General features: G+C 57.4%; 22 protein-coding genes. 12 read left to right on the forward strand and 10 right to left on the reverse strand.

Annotation, left to right across the window (positions count from 1 at the left end):
- Positions 1-59: 59 nt before the first annotated feature.
- From tsaB to rnd, 4 genes are all read left to right on the forward strand, one after another.
- Positions 60-761, forward strand: a complete 702-nt coding sequence (tsaB, locus tag WA302_RS13580) for a tRNA (adenosine(37)-N6)-threonylcarbamoyltransferase complex dimerization subunit type 1 TsaB (protein ID WP_025303116.1) — start codon at positions 60-62, stop codon at positions 759-761.
- Positions 762-861: 100 nt separating this feature from the next.
- Positions 862-1,452, forward strand: a complete 591-nt coding sequence (locus WA302_RS13585; protein ID WP_021503867.1) for a Slp family lipoprotein — start codon at positions 862-864, stop codon at positions 1,450-1,452.
- Positions 1,453-1,661: 209 nt separating this feature from the next.
- Entirely contained in the window at positions 1,662-3,350 is a 1,689-nt protein-coding gene (gene fadD, locus WA302_RS13590; protein WP_025303115.1) for a long-chain-fatty-acid--CoA ligase FadD, read from the forward strand.
- Positions 3,351-3,431: 81 nt separating this feature from the next.
- Positions 3,432-4,553 carry a ribonuclease D gene (rnd, locus tag WA302_RS13595; protein ID WP_089195959.1) on the forward strand — a complete coding sequence of 374 codons (1,122 nt, stop codon included), beginning with the start codon at positions 3,432-3,434 and terminating at the stop codon, positions 4,551-4,553.
- A gap of 237 nt (positions 4,554-4,790) precedes the next feature.
- On the opposite strand, the gene minE is transcribed toward rnd, so the two are convergent.
- Genes minE through minC form a run of 3 tightly spaced genes read right to left on the reverse strand, consistent with a single transcriptional unit; the run spans position 4,791 to position 6,597 of the window.
- Complete coding sequence (minE, locus tag WA302_RS13600; protein WP_004932303.1) at positions 4,791-5,060, reverse strand: cell division topological specificity factor MinE; 270 nt, start codon at positions 5,058-5,060, stop codon at positions 4,791-4,793.
- A gap of 3 nt (positions 5,061-5,063) precedes the next feature.
- A complete protein-coding gene (gene minD, locus WA302_RS13605; protein ID WP_016927452.1) occupies positions 5,064-5,876 on the reverse strand; it encodes a septum site-determining protein MinD in 813 nt (270 codons plus the stop codon).
- 25 nt (positions 5,877-5,901) lie between these two features.
- The gene (gene minC / locus WA302_RS13610) at positions 5,902-6,597 is read right to left on the reverse strand and encodes a septum site-determining protein MinC (RefSeq protein ID WP_025303113.1); all 696 of its coding nucleotides are present in this window, start codon (positions 6,595-6,597) and stop codon (positions 5,902-5,904) included.
- A gap of 136 nt (positions 6,598-6,733) precedes the next feature.
- On the opposite strand from minC, the gene WA302_RS13615 reads away from it, so the two are divergent.
- The 4 genes from WA302_RS13615 to WA302_RS13630 all read left to right on the forward strand — a co-directional run bounded on the left by WA302_RS13615 (position 6,734) and on the right by WA302_RS13630 (position 9,341).
- Complete coding sequence (locus tag WA302_RS13615) at positions 6,734-7,006, forward strand: YcgL domain-containing protein (protein WP_025303112.1); 273 nt, start codon at positions 6,734-6,736, stop codon at positions 7,004-7,006.
- An 88-nt stretch (positions 7,007-7,094) separates the two neighbouring features.
- Positions 7,095-8,057 carry a lytic murein transglycosylase gene (locus WA302_RS13620; protein WP_225735592.1) on the forward strand — a complete coding sequence of 321 codons (963 nt, stop codon included), beginning with the start codon at positions 7,095-7,097 and terminating at the stop codon, positions 8,055-8,057.
- Positions 8,058-8,115: 58 nt separating this feature from the next.
- Positions 8,116-8,772: a fumarylacetoacetate hydrolase family protein gene (locus tag WA302_RS13625; RefSeq protein WP_004932286.1), complete on the forward strand. Its 657-nt coding sequence runs from the start codon at positions 8,116-8,118 to the stop codon at positions 8,770-8,772.
- 122 nt (positions 8,773-8,894) lie between these two features.
- Positions 8,895-9,341 carry a YcgN family cysteine cluster protein gene (locus tag WA302_RS13630; RefSeq protein WP_025303110.1) on the forward strand — a complete coding sequence of 149 codons (447 nt, stop codon included), beginning with the start codon at positions 8,895-8,897 and terminating at the stop codon, positions 9,339-9,341.
- Positions 9,342-9,461: 120 nt separating this feature from the next.
- On the opposite strand, the gene WA302_RS13635 is transcribed toward WA302_RS13630, so the two are convergent.
- The 3 genes from WA302_RS13635 to nhaB all read right to left on the reverse strand — a co-directional run bounded on the left by WA302_RS13635 (position 9,462) and on the right by nhaB (position 13,079).
- The gene (locus WA302_RS13635; protein WP_049209184.1) at positions 9,462-10,223 is read right to left on the reverse strand and encodes an aspartyl/asparaginyl beta-hydroxylase domain-containing protein; all 762 of its coding nucleotides are present in this window, start codon (positions 10,221-10,223) and stop codon (positions 9,462-9,464) included.
- Positions 10,224-10,863: 640 nt separating this feature from the next.
- The gene (gene dsbB / locus WA302_RS13640; protein WP_004932277.1) at positions 10,864-11,394 is read right to left on the reverse strand and encodes a disulfide bond formation protein DsbB; all 531 of its coding nucleotides are present in this window, start codon (positions 11,392-11,394) and stop codon (positions 10,864-10,866) included.
- Between the two features lie 119 nt (positions 11,395-11,513).
- Positions 11,514-13,079 carry a sodium/proton antiporter NhaB gene (nhaB, locus tag WA302_RS13645; protein ID WP_261456423.1) on the reverse strand — a complete coding sequence of 522 codons (1,566 nt, stop codon included), beginning with the start codon at positions 13,077-13,079 and terminating at the stop codon, positions 11,514-11,516.
- 242 nt (positions 13,080-13,321) lie between these two features.
- On the opposite strand from nhaB, the gene fadR reads away from it, so the two are divergent.
- Complete coding sequence (fadR, locus tag WA302_RS13650) at positions 13,322-14,041, forward strand: fatty acid metabolism transcriptional regulator FadR (RefSeq protein ID WP_025303107.1); 720 nt, start codon at positions 13,322-13,324, stop codon at positions 14,039-14,041.
- Between the two features lie 60 nt (positions 14,042-14,101).
- Here fadR and WA302_RS13655 read toward each other — a convergent pair whose 3' ends face one another.
- Positions 14,102-15,637 carry a SpoVR family protein gene (locus WA302_RS13655; protein ID WP_025303106.1) on the reverse strand — a complete coding sequence of 512 codons (1,536 nt, stop codon included), beginning with the start codon at positions 15,635-15,637 and terminating at the stop codon, positions 14,102-14,104.
- 296 nt (positions 15,638-15,933) lie between these two features.
- Between WA302_RS13655 and zinT the strand changes: the two genes are divergently transcribed.
- Positions 15,934-16,584: a metal-binding protein ZinT gene (zinT, locus tag WA302_RS13660; protein ID WP_025303105.1), complete on the forward strand. Its 651-nt coding sequence runs from the start codon at positions 15,934-15,936 to the stop codon at positions 16,582-16,584.
- Between the two features lie 45 nt (positions 16,585-16,629).
- Here zinT and WA302_RS13665 read toward each other — a convergent pair whose 3' ends face one another.
- Positions 16,630-16,947, reverse strand: a complete 318-nt coding sequence (locus tag WA302_RS13665) for an antibiotic biosynthesis monooxygenase family protein (protein WP_025303104.1) — start codon at positions 16,945-16,947, stop codon at positions 16,630-16,632.
- A gap of 539 nt (positions 16,948-17,486) precedes the next feature.
- Between WA302_RS13665 and WA302_RS13670 the strand changes: the two genes are divergently transcribed.
- Both WA302_RS13670 and dadX read left to right on the forward strand, forming a co-directional pair.
- Positions 17,487-18,791: a D-amino acid dehydrogenase gene (locus WA302_RS13670; protein ID WP_049209187.1), complete on the forward strand. Its 1,305-nt coding sequence runs from the start codon at positions 17,487-17,489 to the stop codon at positions 18,789-18,791.
- A gap of 76 nt (positions 18,792-18,867) precedes the next feature.
- The gene (gene dadX, locus WA302_RS13675) at positions 18,868-19,941 is read left to right on the forward strand and encodes a catabolic alanine racemase DadX (protein WP_043143003.1); all 1,074 of its coding nucleotides are present in this window, start codon (positions 18,868-18,870) and stop codon (positions 19,939-19,941) included.
- Between the two features lie 8 nt (positions 19,942-19,949).
- Here the strand turns inward: dadX and WA302_RS13680 are convergent, their stop codons facing one another.
- Together WA302_RS13680 and WA302_RS13685 are read right to left on the reverse strand one after the other, a co-directional pair.
- Entirely contained in the window at positions 19,950-21,143 is a 1,194-nt protein-coding gene (locus WA302_RS13680) for a multidrug effflux MFS transporter (RefSeq protein ID WP_025303101.1), read from the reverse strand.
- An 83-nt stretch (positions 21,144-21,226) separates the two neighbouring features.
- Complete coding sequence (locus tag WA302_RS13685) at positions 21,227-21,781, reverse strand: 3'-5' exonuclease (RefSeq protein ID WP_038629407.1); 555 nt, start codon at positions 21,779-21,781, stop codon at positions 21,227-21,229.
- Positions 21,782-21,890 lie beyond the last annotated feature (109 nt).

A 21,890-nucleotide genomic window follows, 5' to 3' on the forward strand; every position in this document is an offset into this window, starting at 1 on the left:
CTGTGCTACAATGCGCGCCCTGTATGAAAAACCCAGTTTTATTCCCGCCAGAGGTTGGCATGTCCACGCGAATTTTAGCGATCGATACCGCGACGGAAGCCTGTTCCGTCGCCGTCTGGAATCAAGGCGAAATCCACGCCCTGTTTGAGCTGTGCCCACGCGAGCATACGCAACGAATTTTACCTATGGTGCAGCAGGTGCTGGCGGAATCCGGTCTGGCGCTCAACCAGCTCGATGCGCTGGCCTTCGGCCGCGGCCCCGGCAGTTTTACCGGGGTGCGCATCGGCATCGGCATCGCTCAGGGCCTGGCGCTGGGCGCCGATTTGCCGATGATTGGCATTTCCACGCTGCAAACCATGGCGCAGGGCGCCTGGCGCGTCAGCGGCGCGGCGCGCGTGCTGGCAGCGATCGATGCGCGCATGGGGGAAGTCTACTGGGGGCAGTTCGAACGCCAAGTGGACGGCAGCTGGTTGGAAAGCGAAGGCGAGGCGGTGCTGTCGCCGGCGCAGGCGCTCGAGCGTGCACAGCGTCTGCAGGGCGAATGGGCCCACGTCGGCACCGGCTGGCAAACCTATCCCGACCTGGTCAACGGTTCTACGCTGAGCGTGCGTGACGGCCAAATGCTGCTGCCGCAGGCGCAAGACATGCTGCCGCTGGCGCTGCACGCCTGGCAACAGGGGTTGGCGGTGGCGGTGGAAAACGCCGAGCCGACCTATCTGCGCAATGAAGTCACCTGGAAAAAACTGCCGGGCCGCGAGTAATCGCGGCGTATTGTGCTGTTGTTGATGCCGGGCGATGAAGGCCTGCAACTTGAACGACGAAACGCGGTCAAAGTTACAGGCATTTCAGGAGATTGCGACCATGTTAATCCGCACTGCAAGTAAAAAGCTGTCGCTGCTGGCCGTCGCCTGCGGCGCGCTGGTTCTGACCGGGTGCGTCACCGTACCGGATGCGATCAAAGGCTCCAGCCCTTCGCCGGTGACTCAGCTTTCCTCGGTACAAAATGCACCGAACCTGTTTACTGGCGCGGAAGCCCGCTTCGGCGGCACTGTGGTGAACGTCGCCAACGAACAAGGGCGTACGCTGCTGGAGATCGCGGCGGTGCCGCTCGACAGCGGTGCGCGGCCGATACTGGGTGAACCGTCGAACGGCCGCTTGCTGGCCACGGTGAACGGCTTCCTCGAACCGGTCGATTTCAAAGGCCAACTGGTGACCGTCGTCGGCCCTATCACCGGCCTGAAAGAGGGGCGGATCGGCATGACGCCATATCGTTTCGTAACGATGAACGTGACCGGTTTCAAGCGCTGGCATCTGGTGCAGCAGGTGGTGATGCCGCCTGCGCCGATGGGCCCTTGGGGCTGGCGCGGTGGTCCGTGGGGGCCCGGCTGGGGCGCAGGCTATGGCTGGTACAACCCCGGTCCGGCACAGGTGCAAACCATCGTAACCGAGTAGCGTACGCTTGATGTGAACATATTTGACAGGGCGGCTCAGGCCGCCCTTTTGCTTTTTGGGATAGGGAATATCCGACAATTAGTGACGTACATCGCAACCTGAATAATGTTTAAAACCCGAACTGGTCTGCTGAGTTAAAATATTGTTATGGTTAGGCTGCGAGTTTGAGGGCTGCGATGATAATTAGTAATGATTTCAGGAGTAATACCTTGGATAAGGTCTGGTTAAAACGGTATCCGGCAGATGTGCCCGCAGAGATTGATGCCGATCGCTATTCGTCGTTGATCGAAATGTTTGAGCATGCCGTGCAGCGTTATGCCGATCAGCCCGCCTTTATCAACATGGGCGAGGTGATGACCTTCCGCAAACTGGAAGAACGCAGCCGGGCTTTCGCGGCTTACCTGCAAAATGAACTGGGCCTGAAGAAAGGCGACCGTGTCGCGCTGATGATGCCTAACCTGTTGCAATACCCCATCGCTCTGTTCGGCATTCTGCGTGCCGGCATGGTGGTGGTCAACGTCAACCCGTTGTATACCCCGCGCGAGCTGGAGCACCAGTTGAACGATAGCGGGGCCAGCGCCATCGTTATCGTTTCCAACTTTGCACATACGCTGGAAAAAGTGGTGTTCAACACCCAGGTCAAACACGTGATCCTGACGCGCATGGGCGACCAGCTTTCGGCCGCCAAAGGCACGCTGGTTAACTTCGTGGTCAAATACGTCAAGCGCCTGGTGCCCAAATACAACCTGCCGGACGCCATTTCATTCCGCAGCGCGCTGCAACGCGGCCGCCGTCTGCAATATGTAAAACCGGACATCATTAATAGCGATTTGGCTTTCCTGCAATACACCGGCGGTACCACCGGCGTGGCGAAGGGCGCGATGCTGACGCACCGTAACATGCAGGCCAACCTTGAGCAGGCCAAGGCCGCTTATTCCCCGCTGTTCCGTGAAGGGCAGGAACTGGTGGTGACGGCGTTGCCGCTATACCACATTTTCGCGCTGACGGTGAACTGCCTGCTGTTTATCGATCTGGGCGGGCGCAATTTGCTGATCACCAACCCGCGCGATATTCCGGGGCTAGTGAAGGAGCTGGGTAAATATCCGTTCACCGCCATGAGCGGGGTGAATACGCTGTTCAACGCGTTGCTGAACAACGAAGAGTTCCACAAACTCGATTTCTCTACGCTGCGTTTCTCGGTCGGCGGCGGTATGTCGGTGCAAAAAGCGGTGGCCGAGAAGTGGGAGAAAACCACCGGTAAACACCTGCTGGAAGGCTATGGTCTGACCGAGTGCGCGCCGCTGGTGGCCGGTAACCCTTACGATCTGAAACACTACAGCGGCAGCATCGGCCTGCCGGTGCCGTCGACGGACATTCGGTTGGTGGACGACAACGGCCATGACGTGCCGCCGGGCGAACCGGGCGAACTGTGGGTCAAAGGGCCGCAAGTTATGTTAGGCTATTGGCAGCGTCCGGAAGCCACCGATGAAGTGCTTAAAGATGGCTGGCTGGCGACCGGCGATGTGGTGACCGTGGACGATCAGGGATTTGTGCGCATCGTCGACCGCAAGAAAGACATGATCCTGGTCTCGGGTTTCAACGTGTATCCGAACGAGATTGAAGATGTGGTCAGCCAGCACCCGAAAGTGCTGGAATGTGCGGCAATCGGCGTGCCCAGCGAGGCCTCCGGTGAAACGGTGAAGATCTGCGTGGTGAAGAAAGACGCCTCGCTGACCAAGGAAGAGCTGTTGACCCATTGCCGTCGCCACCTGACCGGGTATAAAGTGCCTAAAATTGTTGAGTTCCGCGATGAACTGCCGAAGTCGAACGTCGGCAAGATTTTGCGGCGAGAACTGCGCGATGAGCTAAAAACGCCGAAGCCGGCCGATGCCGCCTAGGTGTCGCTTTCGCGTCTGACTATCAACAACGCCGGTGAATGCCGGCGTTGTTGTGTTTGAATCCTACAAGAGAATGATGTTTTGAATTATCAGTTGATCACTACCGATGCCGGATTGCAGCAGGTCTGCGAGCAGGCGAGAAAGCATGCCCAGATTGCGCTGGACACCGAGTTTGTCAGAACGCGCACCTACTATCCTCAGCTGGGCCTGATCCAGCTCTACGACGGTGAACAACTCTCCCTCATCGATCCTCTGCCGATCAAGCAATGGCAGCCGTTTGTCGACCTGCTGGCCGACACCGACGTGGTGAAGTTCCTGCATGCCGGCAGTGAAGATCTTGAAGTGTTTCTCAACGCCTTTAAAACGCTGCCGACGCCGATGATCGACACCCAGATCCTGGCGGCCTTTACCGGTCGGCCGCTCTCCTGCGGTTTTGCGACGCTGGTGGCGGAGTACATGAAGGTTGAACTGGACAAGAGCGAGTCGCGCACCGACTGGCTGGCGCGCCCGCTGACCGAAAGACAGTGCGTGTATGCGGCCGCCGACGTGTTCTACCTGCTGCCGATGGCCAAACAGCTGGTGCAGGAGACCGAAGAGGCCGGCTGGACCGCTGCGGCTCATAACGAGTGCCTGCTGCTGTGCCAACGCCGTAGCGAGACGCTGGCGCCGGAAGTGGCCTATCGCGAAATCAGCAATGCCTGGCAGCTGCGCCCGCGTCAGCTCGGCTGTTTGCAGAAGTTGGCGGAATGGCGGTTGCGCCAGGCGCGTGAGCGCGATCTGGCGGTGAACTTCGTGGTGCGTGAGGAGAACCTATGGCAGGTGGCGCGCTATATGCCGTCTTCGCTGGGAGAACTGGATTCTCTGGGGCTGAGCGGGTCGGAGATCCGTTATCACGGCAAAACGCTGCTGGCGCTGGTGGCCGAAGCCGAAGCGCTGGAGGAGTCCGAGTTGCCCGCGCCGTTGGCTAACCTTATCGATCAGCCGGGCTACAAGAAGGTGTTTAAGGACATCAAGGCCGCTATCGCTACCGTCAGCGAGCAAAGCGGGTTGAGCAGCGAGCTGCTGGCATCCCGTCGCCAAATTAACCAATTGTTGAACTGGCATTGGAAACTGAAGGACGGCGAGAGTCGCCCTGAATTAATCAGCGGCTGGCGCGGCGATTTATTAATGGCGCCGTTGCAGGACATCCTGAAAGATTATTAATCGCTGGTTATCACCAGGGCAGGGTAGGGAAACTCTGCTCGGGTGAATATAGGCAGGAAATAATGCGTTGAAGGTAAATCTGGCCAGAATTTACTTTAAACGAGGTGGCGGCAAAGTTAATTGGGAATTGTCCCAAAGGGAAAAATCAATTTTTTGCTGCCGATAATGCTTAATAACTGGATACACATACAGTTACCCCCTGCATAAAATATACAGGGGGTAATTAATGCGTCGCAATCATTTAGCTGCTTCTTCCGATTCCGGTAATGTCACGTTAAGTTCAAGTACCGAAATATCGTCCCCTTTCTGCTCGAACTGCACATGCAGCATTTCAGGATCGATCTGAATGTATTTGCAAATAACCGCCAGAATATCGCGTTTCAGATCAGGCAGATACGGGGGCTCACTGTCCCCACGACGACGCTCTGCGACGATAATCTGCAGCCGTTCCTTGGCTATATTGGCTGTCTGTTTTTTGCGGGACAGAAAGAAGTCTAATAAGGCCATGGTTTATCCCCCAAAAAGGCGTTTCAGGAAACCCTTCTTCTCTTCTTCAATGAAGCGGAATGGGCGTTCTTCCCCCAACAAGCGGCAAACGGTATCGTCGTACGCCTTACCGGCGTCTGACTCGGCATCCAGAATGACAGGCTCACCCTGGTTGGAAGCGCGCAGCACGGACTGGTCTTCCGGGATCACACCCACCAGCGGAATGCGCAGAATTTCAAGCACGTCTTCCATGCTCAGCATGTCGCCACGGCTGACGCGGCCCGGGTTGTAACGGGTCAGCAGCAGGTGTTCCTTGATTGGCGATTCGCCTTTCTCGGCGCGGCGTGACTTGGAAGAGAGGATACCCAGGATACGGTCAGAGTCGCGTACCGAAGACACTTCCGGGTTGGTGGTGATGATAGCTTCGTCGGCGAAATACAGCGCCATCAGCGCACCGGTTTCGATACCGGCCGGTGAATCGCACACCACGAAGTCAAAATCCATCTCGCCGAGATCGTTGAGGATTTTTTCAACGCCTTCGCGGGTCAACGCGTCTTTGTCGCGCGTCTGCGAAGCCGGCAGGATATAGAGGTTTTCAGTGCGTTTGTCTTTGATCAACGCCTGATTCAGCGTGGCATCGCCCTGAATCACGTTCACGAAATCATACACTACCCGACGTTCGCAGCCCATAATCAGGTCAAGATTACGCAGGCCGATATCGAAATCGATCACGACGGTTTTCTTGCCTTTCTGGGCCAGGCCGGTAGCGATGGCCGCGCTCGAAGTGGTCTTGCCAACGCCCCCTTTACCCGATGTAACAACAATAATGCGTGCCATGAAATGGATTCCTTGTCAAAAGGGCTTAATTTAAAGGTTGTATGGTTAAAGCGTTATCCAACAGGCTGAGTCGTACGGCCTGCCCGACGTAATCGGACGGGATTTGGTCGCTCAACCAGTACTGCCCTGCGATAGAGACTAGCTCAGCCGCCAGGTGGGTGCAAAAAATCTGACATTGCGTGTCGCCTGACGCGCCTGCCAGTGCGCGACCGCGCATCATGCCGTAGACATGAATATTGCCATCGGCAATCAATTCGGCGCCGGCGCTGACGCTGCTGGTCACGATAAGATCGCAGTTGCGGGCGTAAATCTGTTGGCCGGAACGGACAGGCGTACTGATGATGCGCGTTTTGGCGGGGGCGTTATCCGCCACCACGGGCGCAGGTGCAGGCTCCGGCGCAGCCATCTTCTGGCCTTTGCCTTCGCTCAGCAGCGGCAGCCCGGCACGGGCTATCGCGCGCTTTTGACGCTCATCTCTGCAACCGCTGATACCCACAACGCGCAGGCCTGCTGCCGCGACAGCCTGTTGAAGTTCTTTCCAGTTCGCATCGCCTTCCAGCGTTGCGACGTTGATAACAACAGGGGCGTTTTTCAGAAAAGCGGGCGCTTGCTCAACTTTTTCCTGTAACGCCTGACGTATTACCTCGGGCTGTGAATTATGCAAATGAACAACCGATAGGGTAAAACTGCTGCCTTTTAGCTCAATTGGCGATTGTGACATCTATCCTGACTCAGTCTCAGCAACTTTAAATCCCCGGAATACCACTCGGGGTGCGATATTCCGATGTACTATAAGCATGTTATAGTCAGAGTTATATCCAGGCAAGACGCTCCCTCAATTAAATAGAGTTAAAAAAATGCTTTGTGTGATCTATAGAAGCCCGAAACGCGATCAAACTTATCTTTATGTCGAAAAAAAAGACGATTTCTCTCGTGTGCCGGAAGCGCTGCTGAAAAGTTTCGGTGTACCGCAATTCGCCATGATGCTGTCGCTCGATGAGCGCAAGAAATTGGCCTCGGCGGATATCGAAAAGGTGAAGCAGGCGTTGAAAGACGAAGGCTATTACCTGCAGTTCCCGCCGCCGGTAGAAAACCTGCTCAACCAGCATCTGGCGGGCGACAAGGCCTGAGACAGTGGCCACGGCCAGGGGAGGCGCGATGACACCTTCGGCAAGAAGAATTGTATTGGCCGCCTGGCTGACGTTGGGCGGGGTGCTGATGCCGGGCGCAGCGCAGGCGGCGCAGGAGACGACGCTGGCGACGAGCGGCCGGGATCCGGCGCAGTTCCCGGCGTATGTCGAACAGCTCAAGCGCCGGGCGCGGGAGCAGGGCATCAGTCAGGCCACCCTCGACCGCGCCTTTGCGCAAATCCATTTCGTCGATCGGGTGATCAAGGCCGATCGCAATCAGCCGGAGCAGAAGGTAACCCTGGACGACTATCTGCGGCGGGTGATGACGCCCGTTAAAGTGCGCCAGGGGCGCGAACTGTACCGGCAGCGCCACGCGCAATGGACGCGCGCCGGCGAGCGCTACCGGGTGCCGGGGCGCTATATCATCGCGCTGTGGGGCATGGAGAGCGCCTACGGCAAGATTCAGGGGCGGGAAGATGTGGTGTCCGCGCTGGCGACGCTGGCGTTTGAAGGGCGCCGCGAAGCCTTTTTCAGCCAGGAGCTGATGGCGGCACTGCAGATAGTCGAGCAGGGGCACGTCGGCGATACACCGCTGAAAGGTTCCTGGGCCGGCGCGATGGGGCAATGCCAGTTTATGCCGAGCTCTTTCCTGCGCTATGCGGCGGACGGTGACGGTGACGGGCGCATCGATATCTGGAACAACATTGATGATGTCTTCGCGTCTACGGCCAGTTATTTGTCCAAAGAGGGCTGGCAGCCCGGCATCGGCTGGGGGCGTGAGGTCAAACTGCCCGCCGGTTTCAATCGGGCCGAGCTGGGGTTGAAAGACGCGCAAGCGCGCAGCGTCAACGCCTGGCAACAACGCGGGGTACGTCGTGCGGATGGCAGTGCGTTGCCGCATGCCGTTCAGCGCGGTTGGATCATTGCGCCGGATGATCTGCAGGGCCGGACGTTCCTGGTCTATGATAATTTCCGCACCCTCATGCACTGGAATCGCTCTTACTATTTCGCTATCGCCGTGGGTATGATGGCGGACGCGATCGGACATTGATCCGGCACACCAATAATCGGCTTGGCGCGCCAAGCCTCTACAGTTTGGGAGAAGCGGTATGTATCAACATAGAGACTGGCAGGGTTCGCTGCTCGATTTCCCGGTGAACAAGGTGGTTTGCGTCGGCAGTAACTATGCCGATCACATCAAGGAAATGGGCAGCGCGGTTTCCGTCGAGCCGGTGGTATTCATCAAACCGGAAACGGCGCTGTGCGATATTCGTCAGCCGGTGGCCATCCCCAAAGAGTTCGGTGCGGTGCATCATGAGGTGGAGCTGGCGGTACTGATCGGCACGCCGTTGAAACAGGCCAACGAAGACCGCGTTGCGCGGGCGATCGCCGGCTACGGTGTGGCGCTCGATCTGACGTTGCGCGATTTGCAGGCGGGCTTTAAAAAAGCCGGCCAACCGTGGGAAAAGGCCAAGGCCTTCGACGGTTCCTGCCCGATGTCGGGGTTTATTCCGGTGGCGGAATTCGGCGATCCGCAAAACGCCGAGCTGTCGTTGACCGTCAACGATCAACTGCGCCAGCAGGGCAATACGCGCGACATGATCACGCCGATCCTGCCGCTAATCAGCTATATGAGCCGTTTCTTCACGCTGCGCGCCGGCGACATCATCCTGACCGGCACGCCGCAGGGCGTGGGCCCGATGGCTTCCGGCGACATGCTGAAAATCAGCCTGAACGGCAAAACGCTCAGCACCCGGGTGATCTGATTTCTCCTTGCCGCCGGCGGTGTCGGCGGCAAAGCTTGCATCTTGTGGCTAAAATGTCTATATAGTCCCCCCTCGAACCTGTGCGCAGGTGACTTATCCATTTACCGAAACCGGACGCTAACATGTCACAACTCGCTTTTTGGCAACAGAAAACGCTGGCGGAAATGTCAGAACAAGAGTGGGAATCGCTGTGCGACGGGTGCGGGCAATGCTGTTTGAATAAGCTGATCGACGAAGATACCGACGAGATTTATTTTACCAACGTAGCCTGCAACCAGCTCAACATCAAATCCTGCCAATGCCGTAACTATGAGCGGCGCTTCGAGCTGGAAGAAGACTGCATCAAACTGACGCGCGAGAATCTCACTACCTTTGAGTGGTTGCCACCGACCTGCGCCTATCGCCTGATCGGTGAAGGCAAGCCGCTGTTCCCCTGGCATCCGCTGCTGAGCGGTTCCAAGGCGGCAATGCACGGCGAGCGCATTACGGTGCGGCATATCGCGGTGCGTGAAAGCGAGGTGGTGGACTGGCAGGACCATATCCTCAACAAGCCGGACTGGGCTAGGTAAAGGCGGGCGCCTGCAGAGCAATACGCGTTTTCATGCAAGAGGGCGGCGTGTTCAGACATGCCGCCCTCTGCGTTATTGAGCTAACCAACGGGTGTGGGGCTCATGGTATAAGCCGCCATTTCACGCTTTTTTGTCGCGGCGATGCCAGTTAGCCAGATTTTTCAGCGGCTGCTTCACATATGGGCTGGCTTTGATCAGGCTGAACAGCAGTTTATTCACCGCCGTACCTACTTTGTCCATTGGCCGGTCGATATCGAGAAACAGCACAGCGCGCAGTTCGTCGGTATCATTGCGAACCTCGTGTTCGTAGGAATCATCAAACAAAATCACCTTGCCTTCATCCCAGTGCAGAATTTGGTCGTCAACGCGGATCCAGAGCTTTTCCCGATCCTTTGGCACGATTAATCCCAAATGCGCGCGCACCACGGCACGAGTCGGGCCTTTGTGGGGGACGATGTGATAGTGCGGCTTAAGGATCGAAAACATGGCGGTGCGCATGCCGGGGATCTCGCTGACCGCCTGTGCGGTCTGCGGGCAAATGGCGCAGTTCTCATCAACCCGCTGCCCGTAGACAAACAGCCCGAAGGTTTTCCAATTATCCCCTTTGGAGATGCGTTGCTGATCCGGTGATATTTGGTGGAACGCGGGGATATCCTCCGGGTGCTCCAGCAACCGATCCAACTCCTCGCGAATGGCAGGCCAACGGGCTTCCAGCGCCGTGACCCAATTAAATTCATGATTACCGATCCGCGGTGTGGTGGAGATCAGCGAATGGCGAGTCTGAAATTCGCCGTTCCAGCGCAGGAATTTTTTCCCGGCTTTGAGCAGCATGCGCCGCAGGAACGGGCGCTGAGACGAAGGGGGCAATGTGGTATCCGGCATAGTATCGTGTCCTTGATGTCATTGGCCTACTGCATTCAGCATAAGGAAAGAATCACGAGCGATTTTAATCATTAGTGCGCGAACGGTGGCCGATGAGTGATACCGCGCAGAGTTAAATTTGAATGATTTATTTAAAGGCAGCGGGGACTGACGGTTGGGGGCAGAAGGAAAAAAGCCCCTACAAAGATGAGGGGCAAGACACACAACAACACCAGGGAAATCGGTAGTACTCACGTTGCCGATACTATAAGGATTTTATGGGTAAACTTCACCAAAATATTGTGCTCTGAATGTGACAAAGGCGCAGTCGTTCATAAGTAACGGTAATTTATTGATGCTCGAAGGTTGAAAGGAAGGGCCGGTTTTAGCCGCCGGTATTGCAGAAGTTTAATGTTATGTAAATTACGTGCTGAACTGAGCCGGGATGCTTCTTTTTAAACGATAAGTTGGGTAATTTGGCCGCTCTCCCGCAAGTTCGAGAGCATAACAATGAAAATGGTCCGTCTGTTTGCCGTAGCTGGAGCGCTAATCGTGCTCGTTTACTTCCTTACACATACCTGAAATGGGGTTATCTCTGAATTTGACAGTCATACCCTAAAAAAACGGCGCCTGGTGGCGCCGTTTTTTGTTTGTCTGCCGTTCAGCGGCCGAACAGATCGCGGCGGCGTGGGCGGACAAACTGTGCGATCAGTACAATCAGCGCCACCAGCAGATAGGCGCCGAAGATACCAACCAGCCATTGTGGCATTTCCAGCGTCAGGAACTGCCATTGACGCACGGAACAGTCACCGGAAGCGTGGAACACCGCCGGCAGCCATTTGTCCAGCGGCAGCCAGGACGGGAAGCTGACAAAGAAATCGCAGGTATTGAATGGCGAAGGATGCAACTGGATCATGGTGTGCTTCCACGCCAGCTGTACGCCTTCCCAGGCGCTGTAGATCCACAGCAAGATCGCCGCGTAGCGCAGCGGGGTTTTCGGCGCGATAGCGCCTACCAACGAGGCGCCGAGGATGCCGAATAGCGCGCAACGCTCGTAAATGCACATCACGCACGGCTGCAGCAGCATAACGTGCTGGAAATAGAGCGCGACCAGTTCCAACACCAACGCTGTCAGGGCCATCAGCAGCCAGGCGCCGCGTCCTTGTGAACAGCGGTTAAAGAATTGCAACATATCTAGATTCTTCCATGCAGTAAGCAATTGAACCGGCAGTGTAAACCAATTCCCCCTCGCTGCCAGCCACTTGGGCCGGTTTCAGCGTAAAAATATCGGTTCACCCTGCCGGCGCCGTCTCAGTGGCTGACGGTGTCGATGGGCGGCAGCGTCAGCCAATGCCACTGCGTCAACAGCTCGGTCGCCGGCTCCAAAGTGAACTGGACGCACAGCAGGCCAACTATCGTCAACACCACCGTATAAGGCAGGGCCATCCAGACCATGCGGCCATACGACAGACGCACCAGCGGCGCCAATGCCGACGTCAGCAGGAACAGAAACGCCGCCTGCCCATTAGGGGTGGCGACCGAGGGCAGGTTGGTGCCGGTATTGATGGCGACCGCCAGCAGCTCGAACTGCTTCAGCCCGATCGCGCCGGTTTCCAGCGCGGTGCGCGCCTCGTTGATGTAAACGGTGCCGACGAACACGTTGTCGGAAACCGACGACAGCAGGCCGTTGAACAGGTAGAACAGCGAAAGCTGAGAGGAGGGCTCGGCGCGCAGCACAAACTGGATCACCGGGCTGAACAGGTGCTGTTCGATGATCACTGCGACCACGGTGAAGAACACCGTCAGCAGAGCGGTGAATGGCAGCGCTTCCTGGAACGCTTTGCCGATGGCGTGCTCGTCGTTCACGCCGCACAGGGAGGTGGCGAGAACGATGACCGACAGGCCGATCAGCCCAACTTCTGCCAGATGGAAGGCCAACGCCAGCACCAGCCAAACGCCGATCAGCGCCTGCATCACCAATTTAAGCCGTTCTTGTTTGCTACGGCCTGCGCTGGCCTTGCGGTCATACTCTTTCAGCACGTCGCGCACCGCTCCCGGCAATTGCGCGCCGTAGCCAAACAGGCGAAAACGTTCTACCAGCCAACACACCAGCAGGCCGCACACCAACACCGGCAGCGTGACCGGCGCCATACGCAGGAAGAAATCGATAAAACCCCAGCCCGCGTTTTTGGCGATAATCAGGTTTTGCGGCTCGCCCACCATGGTCATGACCCCGCCGAGCGCGGTGCCGACGCCGGCGTGCATCAGCAGGCTGCGCAGAAAGGCGCGGAATTGCTCCAGCGTCTGTTTGCGCTCTTCGCCGGTAAAATCACTGTCATCGCCAATGTCGCCGTCAGGGCGGTTTGACGTCACGTTGTGATAGATGGAATAGAAACCGGTGGCCACGCTGATCACTACCGCCACGACCGTCAGCGCGTCGAGGAAGGCAGAAAGGAAGGCGGCGGCCAGGCAAAACGCCAGCGACAGCAGCGTTTTCGAACGGATGTTGAGCAGCAGCTTGGTGAACACGAACAGCAGCAGCTGCTTCATAAAGTAGATGCCTGCCACCATAAAGATCAGCAGCAGCAACACTTCTAGATTATGTTCGATTTCCTGCGAAACCTGCGCCGGGCTGGTCATGCCGATGGCCACGGCCTCTAGCGCCAGCAGGCCGCCCGGCAGCAGCGGGTAGCATTTCAGCGCCATCGCCAGGGTAAAGATGAACTCGACCACCAGCAGCCAACCCGCAATAAACGGGCTGGCGAAAAAGAACACCAGGGGGTTGATCGCCAGAAAAATGAGAATGGTCAGTTTGTACCAGTCGGGAGATTGCCCCAGAAAATTTTTGAGCAGGGCGCTGCGCAGGGTTGTTTCCATTGTCCTCTATGCATCCTTAATCAGTCGTAGCACGTACCCTAACAATGCGGTGGGGGCGTGCGCAACCGGAGCTTGTTTTACGGCGGCAAATTTCCTTCGGCCGGTGTTTTTGCGCGTTTTTTGCCACTTTATGCACACTTTCGTTTATTGTTTTTCGCTCACGCTATGTCATGTCAGCACGATCTGGTATGATGAGCTGATTACTTTTACTGATTTTATCGTCGCAACGGAACGTCAAACACATGGTCATAAAGGCGCAGAGTCCTGCCGGTTTCGCGGAAGAGTACATTATTGAGAGTATTTGGAATAATCGCTTCCCCCCTGGCTCTATTTTGCCCGCGGAGCGTGAGCTTTCGGAGTTGATTGGCGTCACGCGCACTACGTTACGTGAAGTGTTGCAACGTCTGGCCCGCGATGGTTGGTTGACCATTCAGCATGGCAAACCGACCAAAGTGAACAATTTCTGGGAAACGTCCGGCCTCAATATCCTTGAGACCGTAGCCCGTCTCGATCACAAAAGCGTCCCGCAGCTGATCGATAACCTGCTGTCCGTGCGCACCAATATCGCGTCGATCTTTATTCGCGCCGCGGTGCGCAATCATCCGGAACAGGCCCAGGAAGTGCTGGCGAAAGCCGCCGAGGTAGAAGATCAGGCAGACGCGTTCAATCTGCTCGATTACGAGATCTTCCGTGGTTTGGCGTTCGCTTCTGGCAACCCGATCTACGGCTTGATTTTCAACGGCCTGAAAGGGCTGTACACCCGCGTGGGCCGTTACTACTTCTCCAACCCGGAAGCGCGCAAGCTGGCGCTGACCTTCTACAGCAAGCTGTCCACGCTGTGCCATGAGAAGCTGTACGACCAGGTGATGGACACCGTGCGCAACTACGGTAAAGACAGCGGGGCGATTTGGCAGAGCATGCAGGGCACCATGCCGAGCGATCTGACCGAAGCGCGTCGCTGATTGCGTATTAATGAAATTAAGAAAGGGCGCCATTTTGGCGCCCTTTGTCGTTATGGCGGATTACAGCGGCGTTGGTCGCGGCGGGCACCGATCGAGCAGCTCCACGCTGCCGTCTTCGTTTTGCTGTTCTAGGATCACGTCGAAGCCCCACAGGCGGTGCAGGTGCTTCAACACGTCGCGACGGCTTTTATCCAACGGCGCACGCTCCTGTGGGATATAACGCAATGTTAGCGAGCGGTCGCCGCGCAGGTCCACGTTCCAGATCTGAATGTTCGGCTCGTGATTGCTCAGGTTGTATTGTGCAGACAGCTCCTGACGGATCGCCCGGTAGCCGGCCTCGTTGTGGATCGCGGCAATTTCCAGATAGTTGTTGCGATCGTCGTCCAGCACGGTGAACAAGCGGAAGTCGCGCATCACTTTGGGCGACAGGAACTGGCTGATAAAGCTCTCGTCCTTGAAGTCGCGCATGGCGAAGTGCAGTGTCTCCAACCAGTCTTTTCCGGCGATGTCCGGGAACCAGTAGCGGTCTTCCTCGGTCGGCGATTGGCAGATGCGCTTGATGTCCTGGAACATGGCGAAGCCCAGTGCATAAGGGTTGATGCCGTTATAGTACGGGCTGTTGTAAGGCGGCTGATACACCACGTTGGTGTGGCTGTGTAAAAACTCCAGCATAAACCGCTCGGTCACACGGCCCTCGTCGTACAAATGGTTGAGGATGGTGTAGTGCCAGAAGGTGGCCCAGCCCTCGTTCATCACCTGAGTCTGTTTTTGCGGGTAGAAATACTGGCTGACTTTGCGCACGATGCGTAACACCTCACGCTGCCAAGGTTCCAGTAGCGGTGCGTTCTTCTCGATAAAATAGAGGATATTTTCCTGCGGTTCGCTTGGATAGCGACGAGCCTGCTCCGGCGACTCTTCGCGCTCGACGCGTGGCAGGGTCTTCCACAGCGTGTTCACCTGGCTTTGCAGATATTCTTCGCGGCTTTTCTGGCGCGCTTTCTCTTCCACCAAGGAGATTTTCTGCGGACGTTTGTACCTGTCGACGCCGTAGCTCATCAGTGCGTGGCAGGAGTCCAGCAACCGTTCCACTTCTTCTACGCCGTAGCGTTCTTCGCACTGGCTGATGTAGTGACGGGCGAACAACAGATAATCGACGATGGAACTGGCGTCGGTCCAGCTGCGGAACAGATAGTTATTCTTGAAGAACGAGTTGTGGCCATAGCAGGCGTGTGCCATCACCAGCGCCTGCATGGTGATGGTGTTCTCCTCCATCAGGTAGGCGATGCAGGGATTGGAGTTGATGACGATTTCATATGCCAGCCCTTGCTGGCCCTGTTTGTAGCGCTGTTCGGTTTCGATGAACTTCTTGCCGAAGGACCAATGGGTATAGTTGATCGGCATGCCGACGCTCGAATAGGCGTCCATCATCTGCTCGGAGGTGATCACCTCGATCTGATGGGGGTAGGTGTCGAGCCGGTAATGCTTGGCGACGCGGTCGATCTGCTCCAAATACACCTGCAGCAGTTCGAACGTCCAGTCCGGTCCATCGCTCAGACGTTTATCATCCTTAACCTTTTCATGTGTTGAAGTAGTCATCAGCGCACCCTCATTATTCACGGGTCTTGCTCAAACGGCAGACCCTGTAACAAGCATAGTTCAAGTCATAATTAATCATTGCAAATCAGTGAAATAAAAATGCCGGTACGCAAAGGCGCGAACGGCGCTCAATTCGACGCCCGTCCTGGCAGAAGGCGGCACAGCACCGCGCGTCTTCTCCGAGTATAGACCTGCGGCAAGGGCGTGCAACACATGCCTGTTGTACGACAGGGATTGAAAATTGTTATGTTATATTGTAACTTTTCATTTTCTCAATAACGGACAAGGAGCGCATTTTGGCGAGGCATTTTGGCAAAGTGGCGGTGGCGCTGGCAGCGCTGTTTATCAGCGGGCAGGCGTTTGCCCACGGGCATCATTCACATGGCAAGCCGCTGACGGAAGTGGAAAAAAAGGCCGAGGCGGGCGTGTTCGACGATAAGGACGTCAAAGATCGCGACCTGGCGGATTGGGAGGGTGTGTGGCAATCCGTGTACCCTTACCTGCTCAATGGGGATCTCGATCCGGTGTTCAAGAAGAAAGCGGCGCAGGATAAGAGCAAGACCTTCGCAGAAGTGAAGGCGTATTACCGTAAAGGGTACGCCACCGATGTGGATACTATCGGCATTGAAAACGGCGTCATGGAGTTTCACCGCGGCGACCAAGCCAGCGCTTGTCAGTATAAGTACGCCGGGCATAAGATCCTGACCTATGTCTCTGGTAAAAAGGGCGTGCGTTATCTGTTCGAATGCCAGGAAGCCGGCAGCCTGGCGCCGAAATTCGTGCAGTTCAGCGATCACATTATCGGCCCGCGCAAATCGGCACATTTCCATATCTTTATGGGCAACACCTCGCAGGAAGCGTTGCTGAAAGAAATGGATAATTGGCCGACTTACTACCCATTCCAACTGCAGACCAAAGAAGTCGTGGACGAGATGCTGCATCATTGATGCCCCCGCTCCCGCGACCCCAAGCCCGCTTAGGTGGGCTTGTCCTCAGTCAAACGGTCTGACTTGCAGATAATCGTCCGTCACTTCCATTTCAAACAGCGTTTTATCCGCCAGCAAGGTCGCACGCATTCGTTCCCGGGCTTGCCGGTAGCGTTCATCCAACTGAATATCACCGGCGCTTTCCCATGCGACTCGGCTTGGCCATTGCGCATAGCCGATAAACTGCCCGCTCACATCCTGATGCAGGCGCGAGCCCAGGCTGCCGCGCTGCAGATAGATACCTTGGGTCAATTCAAGCCAGGCCTGGCGAAAGGCGTGTTCGTGCCCGGTTTTGACTGAAAACTGGTAGATGGCGATGAACATAAGGCGTTCTCCACGATAGCGACAGTGTGAACTTTAGGCGTTGCTTCTGGCGTTAACGTTCATATCGTGCTGCAGCGTTCAATGTAAACGGGCGGGCTAAGGGCTCGGGTGTTTTATTCCAGCACTGAAAGCAAGGTTAACGGTAGCTGTAATTTTACGCGATTTTTCTGCTGCGGAGGGAGGGGGCTCTCTTTGTTTGTTATGTTGGAATTTTTTATTTTATTAGCTTTTTGTTCTGTTTATGTGTTGGCTGGTATTTTTATATTCTGTTAAATCAATGTTGCTTATTACGCCTTTTTTGATTGCTATCATTGATAGCATTGCTATCTATTCAGCGGCGGTTTGACGCCATAGGCCCCTCTAAACCGCATCTTATCGCTATTTTCAGGTGGCTATTGCAAATGCATGACCCATCGACGATAAATTAATTGTGAATATTGTCACGTTTGATGACGAAGTTGTTGGACGGATTTTTTCACTGAGTTAATTTCCTGTGAGCAGAAGATTATGCTTTGTGAAGCCTTAGGCTGGAGTCAGCGATGCGAGTGGTAATTTTAGGTAGTGGAGTGGTGGGCGTAGCCAGTGCCTGGTATTTGGCGAAGGCGGGGCATGAGGTGACGGTGATCGATCGTCAGCCAGGCCCCGCACTGGAAACCAGCGCTGCGAACGCTGGGCAGATCTCACCGGGCTATGCCGCACCCTGGGCGGCGCCGGGTGTGCCGCTTAAGGCCATCAAGTGGATGTTCCAGCGCCATGCGCCGCTGGCCATCCGTCTCGATGGCAGCAGCTTCCAGCTGAACTGGATGTGGCAGATGCTGAAAAACTGCAACACCGAACACTACATGACCAACAAAGGCCGCATGGTACGTCTGGCGGAATATAGCCGCGATTGTATCAAGGTGCTGCGTCAGGAAACCGGCATCCAGTACGAAGGTCGCCAGGGCGGCACGCTGCAGCTGTTCCGCACTCAACAACAGTTCGAAAACGCCGCGAAAGACATTGCGGTATTGGAAGATGCCGGCGTGCCTTACCGATTGCTGGAAGCCGGCCAACTCGGTAGCGTCGAGCCGGCGTTGGCGCAGGTGGCGCACAAGCTGACCGGCGGCCTGCAGTTGCCGAACGACGAGACCGGCGATTGCCAGCTGTTTACGCAACAGTTGGCGAAGATGGCAGAGCAGGCGGGCGTAACCTTCCTGTTCAACCGCGGCGTCGATCGTCTGCTGGTTGAAGGCGACAAGATCGCCGGCGTCCAGTGCGGCGAGGAAGTGTTTAAGGCCGACAGCTATGTGGTGGCGTTCGGCTCGTACTCCACGGCGCTGCTGCGCGGCCTGGTGTCCATTCCGGTTTACCCGCTGAAGGGCTATTCGTTGACCATTCCTATCACCGACGAAGCGGCGGCGCCGTTCTCTACGGTATTGGATGAGACGTATAAAATCGCCATCACGCGTTTTGACCAGCGCATTCGCGTCGGCGGCATGGCGGAGATCGTCGGTTTCAATACCCAGCTGGAGCAAAAACGGCGCGAAACGCTGGAGATGGTGGTGCGCGATCTCTACCCGAACGGCGGCAGAGTGGAAGAGGCGACGTTCTGGACCGGCCTGCGGCCGATGACGCCGGACGGCACGCCAATTGTCGGCCGCACTTCGCTGAAGAACCTGTATCTCAATACCGGGCATGGCACGTTGGGCTGGACGATGGCCTGCGGCTCCGGGCAGTTGTTGTCCGATCTGATGTCCGGCATTACGCCGGCGATCCCTTCCGATGACCTGGCGGTGGCGCGTTACAGCGCCGGGTTTCGCCAGCAACACGCGGTTCCGCTGAACGACGTGCATCCCGCACGTTAATCGTCGACGTTGTCATAGACTTTTCCGGCCACGCGCAGGCGCGCGTGGCCGCTGTACGCTGCCCCAAGGAGAACCGATGCCCCGTCCGATAACCGCCACGATGCATCTCGGCGCGATTGAAAATAACCTGCAGGTGGTGCGCCGTTTCGCTCCCGGCGCCAAAGTTTGGGCGGTGGTCAAGGCCAACGCCTATGGCCACGGCATCAAACACGTTTGGCGCAGCATGGCGCAAACCGACGGCTTCGCCATGCTGGATCTGGCCGAAGCGGTGCTGCTGCGCGAGTCGGGTTGGCAAGGGCCGATTCTTCTGCTGGAGGGATTCTTCCAGCCGCAGGATCTGGCGTTGCTCGACCGTTATCGCCTGACGACGGCGGTGCACAGCGACTGGCAGCTGTCGGCGATCGCCGACGCCACGCTGAACGCGCCGCTCAATGTCTATCTGAAAGTGAACAGCGGCATGAATCGGTTGGGGTTCGCACCCGATCGGCTGCATGAGGTGTGGCGCAGGGCGCAGGCGGTTGCCAATATCGGCGAGCTTACGCTGATGAGCCATTTCGCCACCGCCGACGGCCCGGAAGGCGTGGCCCAGCAGATGGCCACTATCGAGGCAGCGGCAGTCGATATACCGTTGCCGCGCTGCCTGGCTAACTCGGCCGCCACGCTGTGGCACCCTTCGACCCACGGCAGTTGGGTCCGCCCTGGGATTGTTCTCTATGGCGCTTCGCCGAGCGGTTGCTGGAATGATGTTGCGGGGACGGGGCTGCAGCCGGCGATGACGCTGAGCAGCGAGATCATCGGCATTCAGCAACTGAAGTCTGGCGATCGCGTGGGGTACGGCGGCCGTTACAGCGCCGCTGGCACGCAGCGTATCGGCGTGGTGGCCTGCGGTTACGCCGACGGCTATCCGCGTCATGCGCCGACCGGTACGCCGGTGTGGGTTGACGGCGTGCTGACGCGCACCCTGGGAACGGTGTCGATGGATATGCTGGCGGTGGATCTGACGCCCTGTCCACAAGTCGAATTGGGCGCCGACGTGGAGCTGTGGGGGAAACGCCTGCCGGTGGACGAGGTGGCCACGGCGGCAGGAACGTTGGGTTATGAGCTGCTGTCGGCGTTAGCGGCGCGGGTGCCGGTCGTCACCGAAGCCTGAGCCGCGGCTCAGGCGACTTTTTTTATCTGCCCTTTAATCTGCTTGCTGAGCCGCCGCGCGTGCAGCGCCAGCAGGCAGCCCGCCAGCATGACCAATGCCAGCGACAACTTCGGCTGCAACGGCAACGCCATCGCCACCAGCCCCAGTGCGGCACCGCCGGCCATCTGTACGAAACCGACCAGCGCGGACGCGACGCCTGCCTCATTGGAGTACGGCTCCAACGCGTAGCTGGTGGCCGGACCCATCACGAACGCCAACCCGGCGCAGGCGCTGGCGACCGGCAGCATATACGCCAGCCAGTGCGCTTGCGCCGCCGCGGGCAGCAGCATGACGCCCAGCAGCAACCCCAGACAGCCCAGCCCCATCAAAATGCCGCCGGTCGCCAGGCAAACCGGACGGCCTACCTTGTGGATGATGCGGTTGGCGAAGAAGCTGACCAGCATGATCCAGAAACCGTTGGCGCCGAACACCAGCGAAAATTGCAGCGGGGTCAGGCCGGCGGTGCCCATCAGCACGTTCGGTGCCAGGGAAACGTAGGTCAGCGCCATGCCCATCGCCCCGGAGTTCACTACCGCAAAGGAAAGGAAACGCCGTTCGCTGAGGATGCGCGCATATTGGCGTACCGGCAGCCCCTTGACCGGGACGGTGTCGGCAGGGCGGGTTTCCGGCAGGCGCAGCGCGATGAGCACCAACACCAGCAGCGCATAACCGACCAGGAACCAGAAAGGGGCTCGCCAGCCGAAGGCTTCGGCGAGCAGGCCGCCGAGCAGCGGCGCCAGCGCGGGGATGATGTTCAGCGTGCCATTGAGAAAGCCGAAGGCGCGGGCAGCGTCGTCACCATTCAGGCGGTCGCGCACGCCGCTGAAGGCGACGACGGCGGTGCAGCAAACCGCCACCCCTTGCAGCAGACGCGAAGCGATGAAAAGTGTCGGACTGGTAGCCAGCGCCGCCATCGCGGCGCCGATCATGTAGAGGATAATGCCGGCCAGCGCCACCGGCTTGCGGCCATAGTTATCCACCAGCGGGCCGGCGATGACCTGGCCGAGGCCGAGCACCAGAATAAACAGTGAAATGGTGGATTGGATCAGCGCTTCGCTGCTGCCCAGGCCGACGGCAATGGCGGGAATGGTCGGCAGGTAAAGATCGATGCCTAATGGGCCGAGCAGCACCAGGCTGAGAAGCATAAACAGAAACTTTTGCATAACAGGAAAGGCACGTCCGAGTGACAAAGAGGGCTAGAGTAGAGACTCCGGCGACAAATGAAAAGGGGCAAAGCGGGTCAGCGCTACGCCCCCTGGCGGTAATAGAGCGCCGAGACGGCATCGGCCACGTAACGGGCCTGGTGGCGAGCATCATCCAACGCACGGTGCGGCATGCCTTCGAACGGGCGTGTCTTTTTGGGGTTAAAGCCGTGAAGTTCTGCCAACGTGATCACCGTGCGCACGTCCTGAGTATCCCAGAATTTCCACGGGCAGGGCATTTCCAGCTGCTGGAAGGCGTGTTCGAGGATCGCACAGTCGAACTCTTTGCCGTTGCCCCAGACTTTCACCGTATCGGTGCTGTTCATATGGATAAAGCGGCTGAGGCTGCTCAACACGCGTTTCAGGCTCTCGGTGCCGCCGAAGGCCTGTTTGCGCGCTTCGTCGGACTGTTTCGCCCACCAGGCAACCGTATCCAGGCTGATGGTACGGCCCGGTTGCTCTTTCTGGCAACTGACGGCGGCTTCGAATTCGGCGCCCAGTTCCCCGGTTCGGGGATCGAAAAACACCGCCGCAACCACCAGAATGACGGCGCTGGGTTTTGTGTCCAGGGTTTCAATGTCTAACATCAGATGGTGCATCGGCGTTTCCGGTGGTAGGCGTGGTGGCTTAATATTACTACAGAACGTGCGCCGATGCGGGCCGATGCGCACATGAAATCCTTTTAAAGCGCCGCGTTCAGGTTATGAT

Origin of the sequence: Serratia sp. 201 (genome assembly GCF_037027545.1) — a bacterium.
GTDB classification, from domain to species: Bacteria; Pseudomonadota; Gammaproteobacteria; order Enterobacterales; family Enterobacteriaceae; genus Serratia; species Serratia bockelmannii.

Bases quoted from the DNA above. Each gene is read 5' to 3' on its own strand.
- tsaB (WP_025303116.1), top strand. From the start codon at position 60: ATGTCCACGCGAATTTTAGCGATCGATACCGCGACGGAAGCCTGTTCC.
- WA302_RS13585 (WP_021503867.1), top strand. From the start codon at position 862: ATGTTAATCCGCACTGCAAGTAAAAAGCTGTCGCTGCTGGCCGTCGCC.
- minE (WP_004932303.1), bottom strand. From the start codon at position 5,060: ATGGCCTTATTAGACTTCTTTCTGTCCCGCAAAAAACAGACAGCCAAT.
- dadX (WP_043143003.1), top strand. From the start codon at position 18,868: ATGCCCCGTCCGATAACCGCCACGATGCATCTCGGCGCGATTGAAAAT.
- WA302_RS13665 (WP_025303104.1), bottom strand. From the start codon at position 16,947: ATGTTCATCGCCATCTACCAGTTTTCAGTCAAAACCGGGCACGAACAC.
- WA302_RS13670 (WP_049209187.1), top strand. From the start codon at position 17,487: ATGCGAGTGGTAATTTTAGGTAGTGGAGTGGTGGGCGTAGCCAGTGCC.
- WA302_RS13655 (WP_025303106.1), bottom strand. From the start codon at position 15,637: ATGACTACTTCAACACATGAAAAGGTTAAGGATGATAAACGTCTGAGC.
- fadR (WP_025303107.1), top strand. From the start codon at position 13,322: ATGGTCATAAAGGCGCAGAGTCCTGCCGGTTTCGCGGAAGAGTACATT.
- WA302_RS13635 (WP_049209184.1), bottom strand. From the start codon at position 10,223: ATGCCGGATACCACATTGCCCCCTTCGTCTCAGCGCCCGTTCCTGCGG.
- dsbB (WP_004932277.1), bottom strand. From the start codon at position 11,394: ATGTTGCAATTCTTTAACCGCTGTTCACAAGGACGCGGCGCCTGGCTG.
- WA302_RS13615 (WP_025303112.1), top strand. From the start codon at position 6,734: ATGCTTTGTGTGATCTATAGAAGCCCGAAACGCGATCAAACTTATCTT.
- WA302_RS13630 (WP_025303110.1), top strand. From the start codon at position 8,895: ATGTCACAACTCGCTTTTTGGCAACAGAAAACGCTGGCGGAAATGTCA.
- WA302_RS13625 (WP_004932286.1), top strand. From the start codon at position 8,116: ATGTATCAACATAGAGACTGGCAGGGTTCGCTGCTCGATTTCCCGGTG.
- WA302_RS13685 (WP_038629407.1), bottom strand. From the start codon at position 21,781: ATGCACCATCTGATGTTAGACATTGAAACCCTGGACACAAAACCCAGC.
- WA302_RS13620 (WP_225735592.1), top strand. From the start codon at position 7,095: ATGCCGGGCGCAGCGCAGGCGGCGCAGGAGACGACGCTGGCGACGAGC.
- nhaB (WP_261456423.1), bottom strand. From the start codon at position 13,079: ATGGAAACAACCCTGCGCAGCGCCCTGCTCAAAAATTTTCTGGGGCAA.
- WA302_RS13680 (WP_025303101.1), bottom strand. From the start codon at position 21,143: ATGCAAAAGTTTCTGTTTATGCTTCTCAGCCTGGTGCTGCTCGGCCCA.
- minC (WP_025303113.1), bottom strand. From the start codon at position 6,597: ATGTCACAATCGCCAATTGAGCTAAAAGGCAGCAGTTTTACCCTATCG.
- minD (WP_016927452.1), bottom strand. From the start codon at position 5,876: ATGGCACGCATTATTGTTGTTACATCGGGTAAAGGGGGCGTTGGCAAG.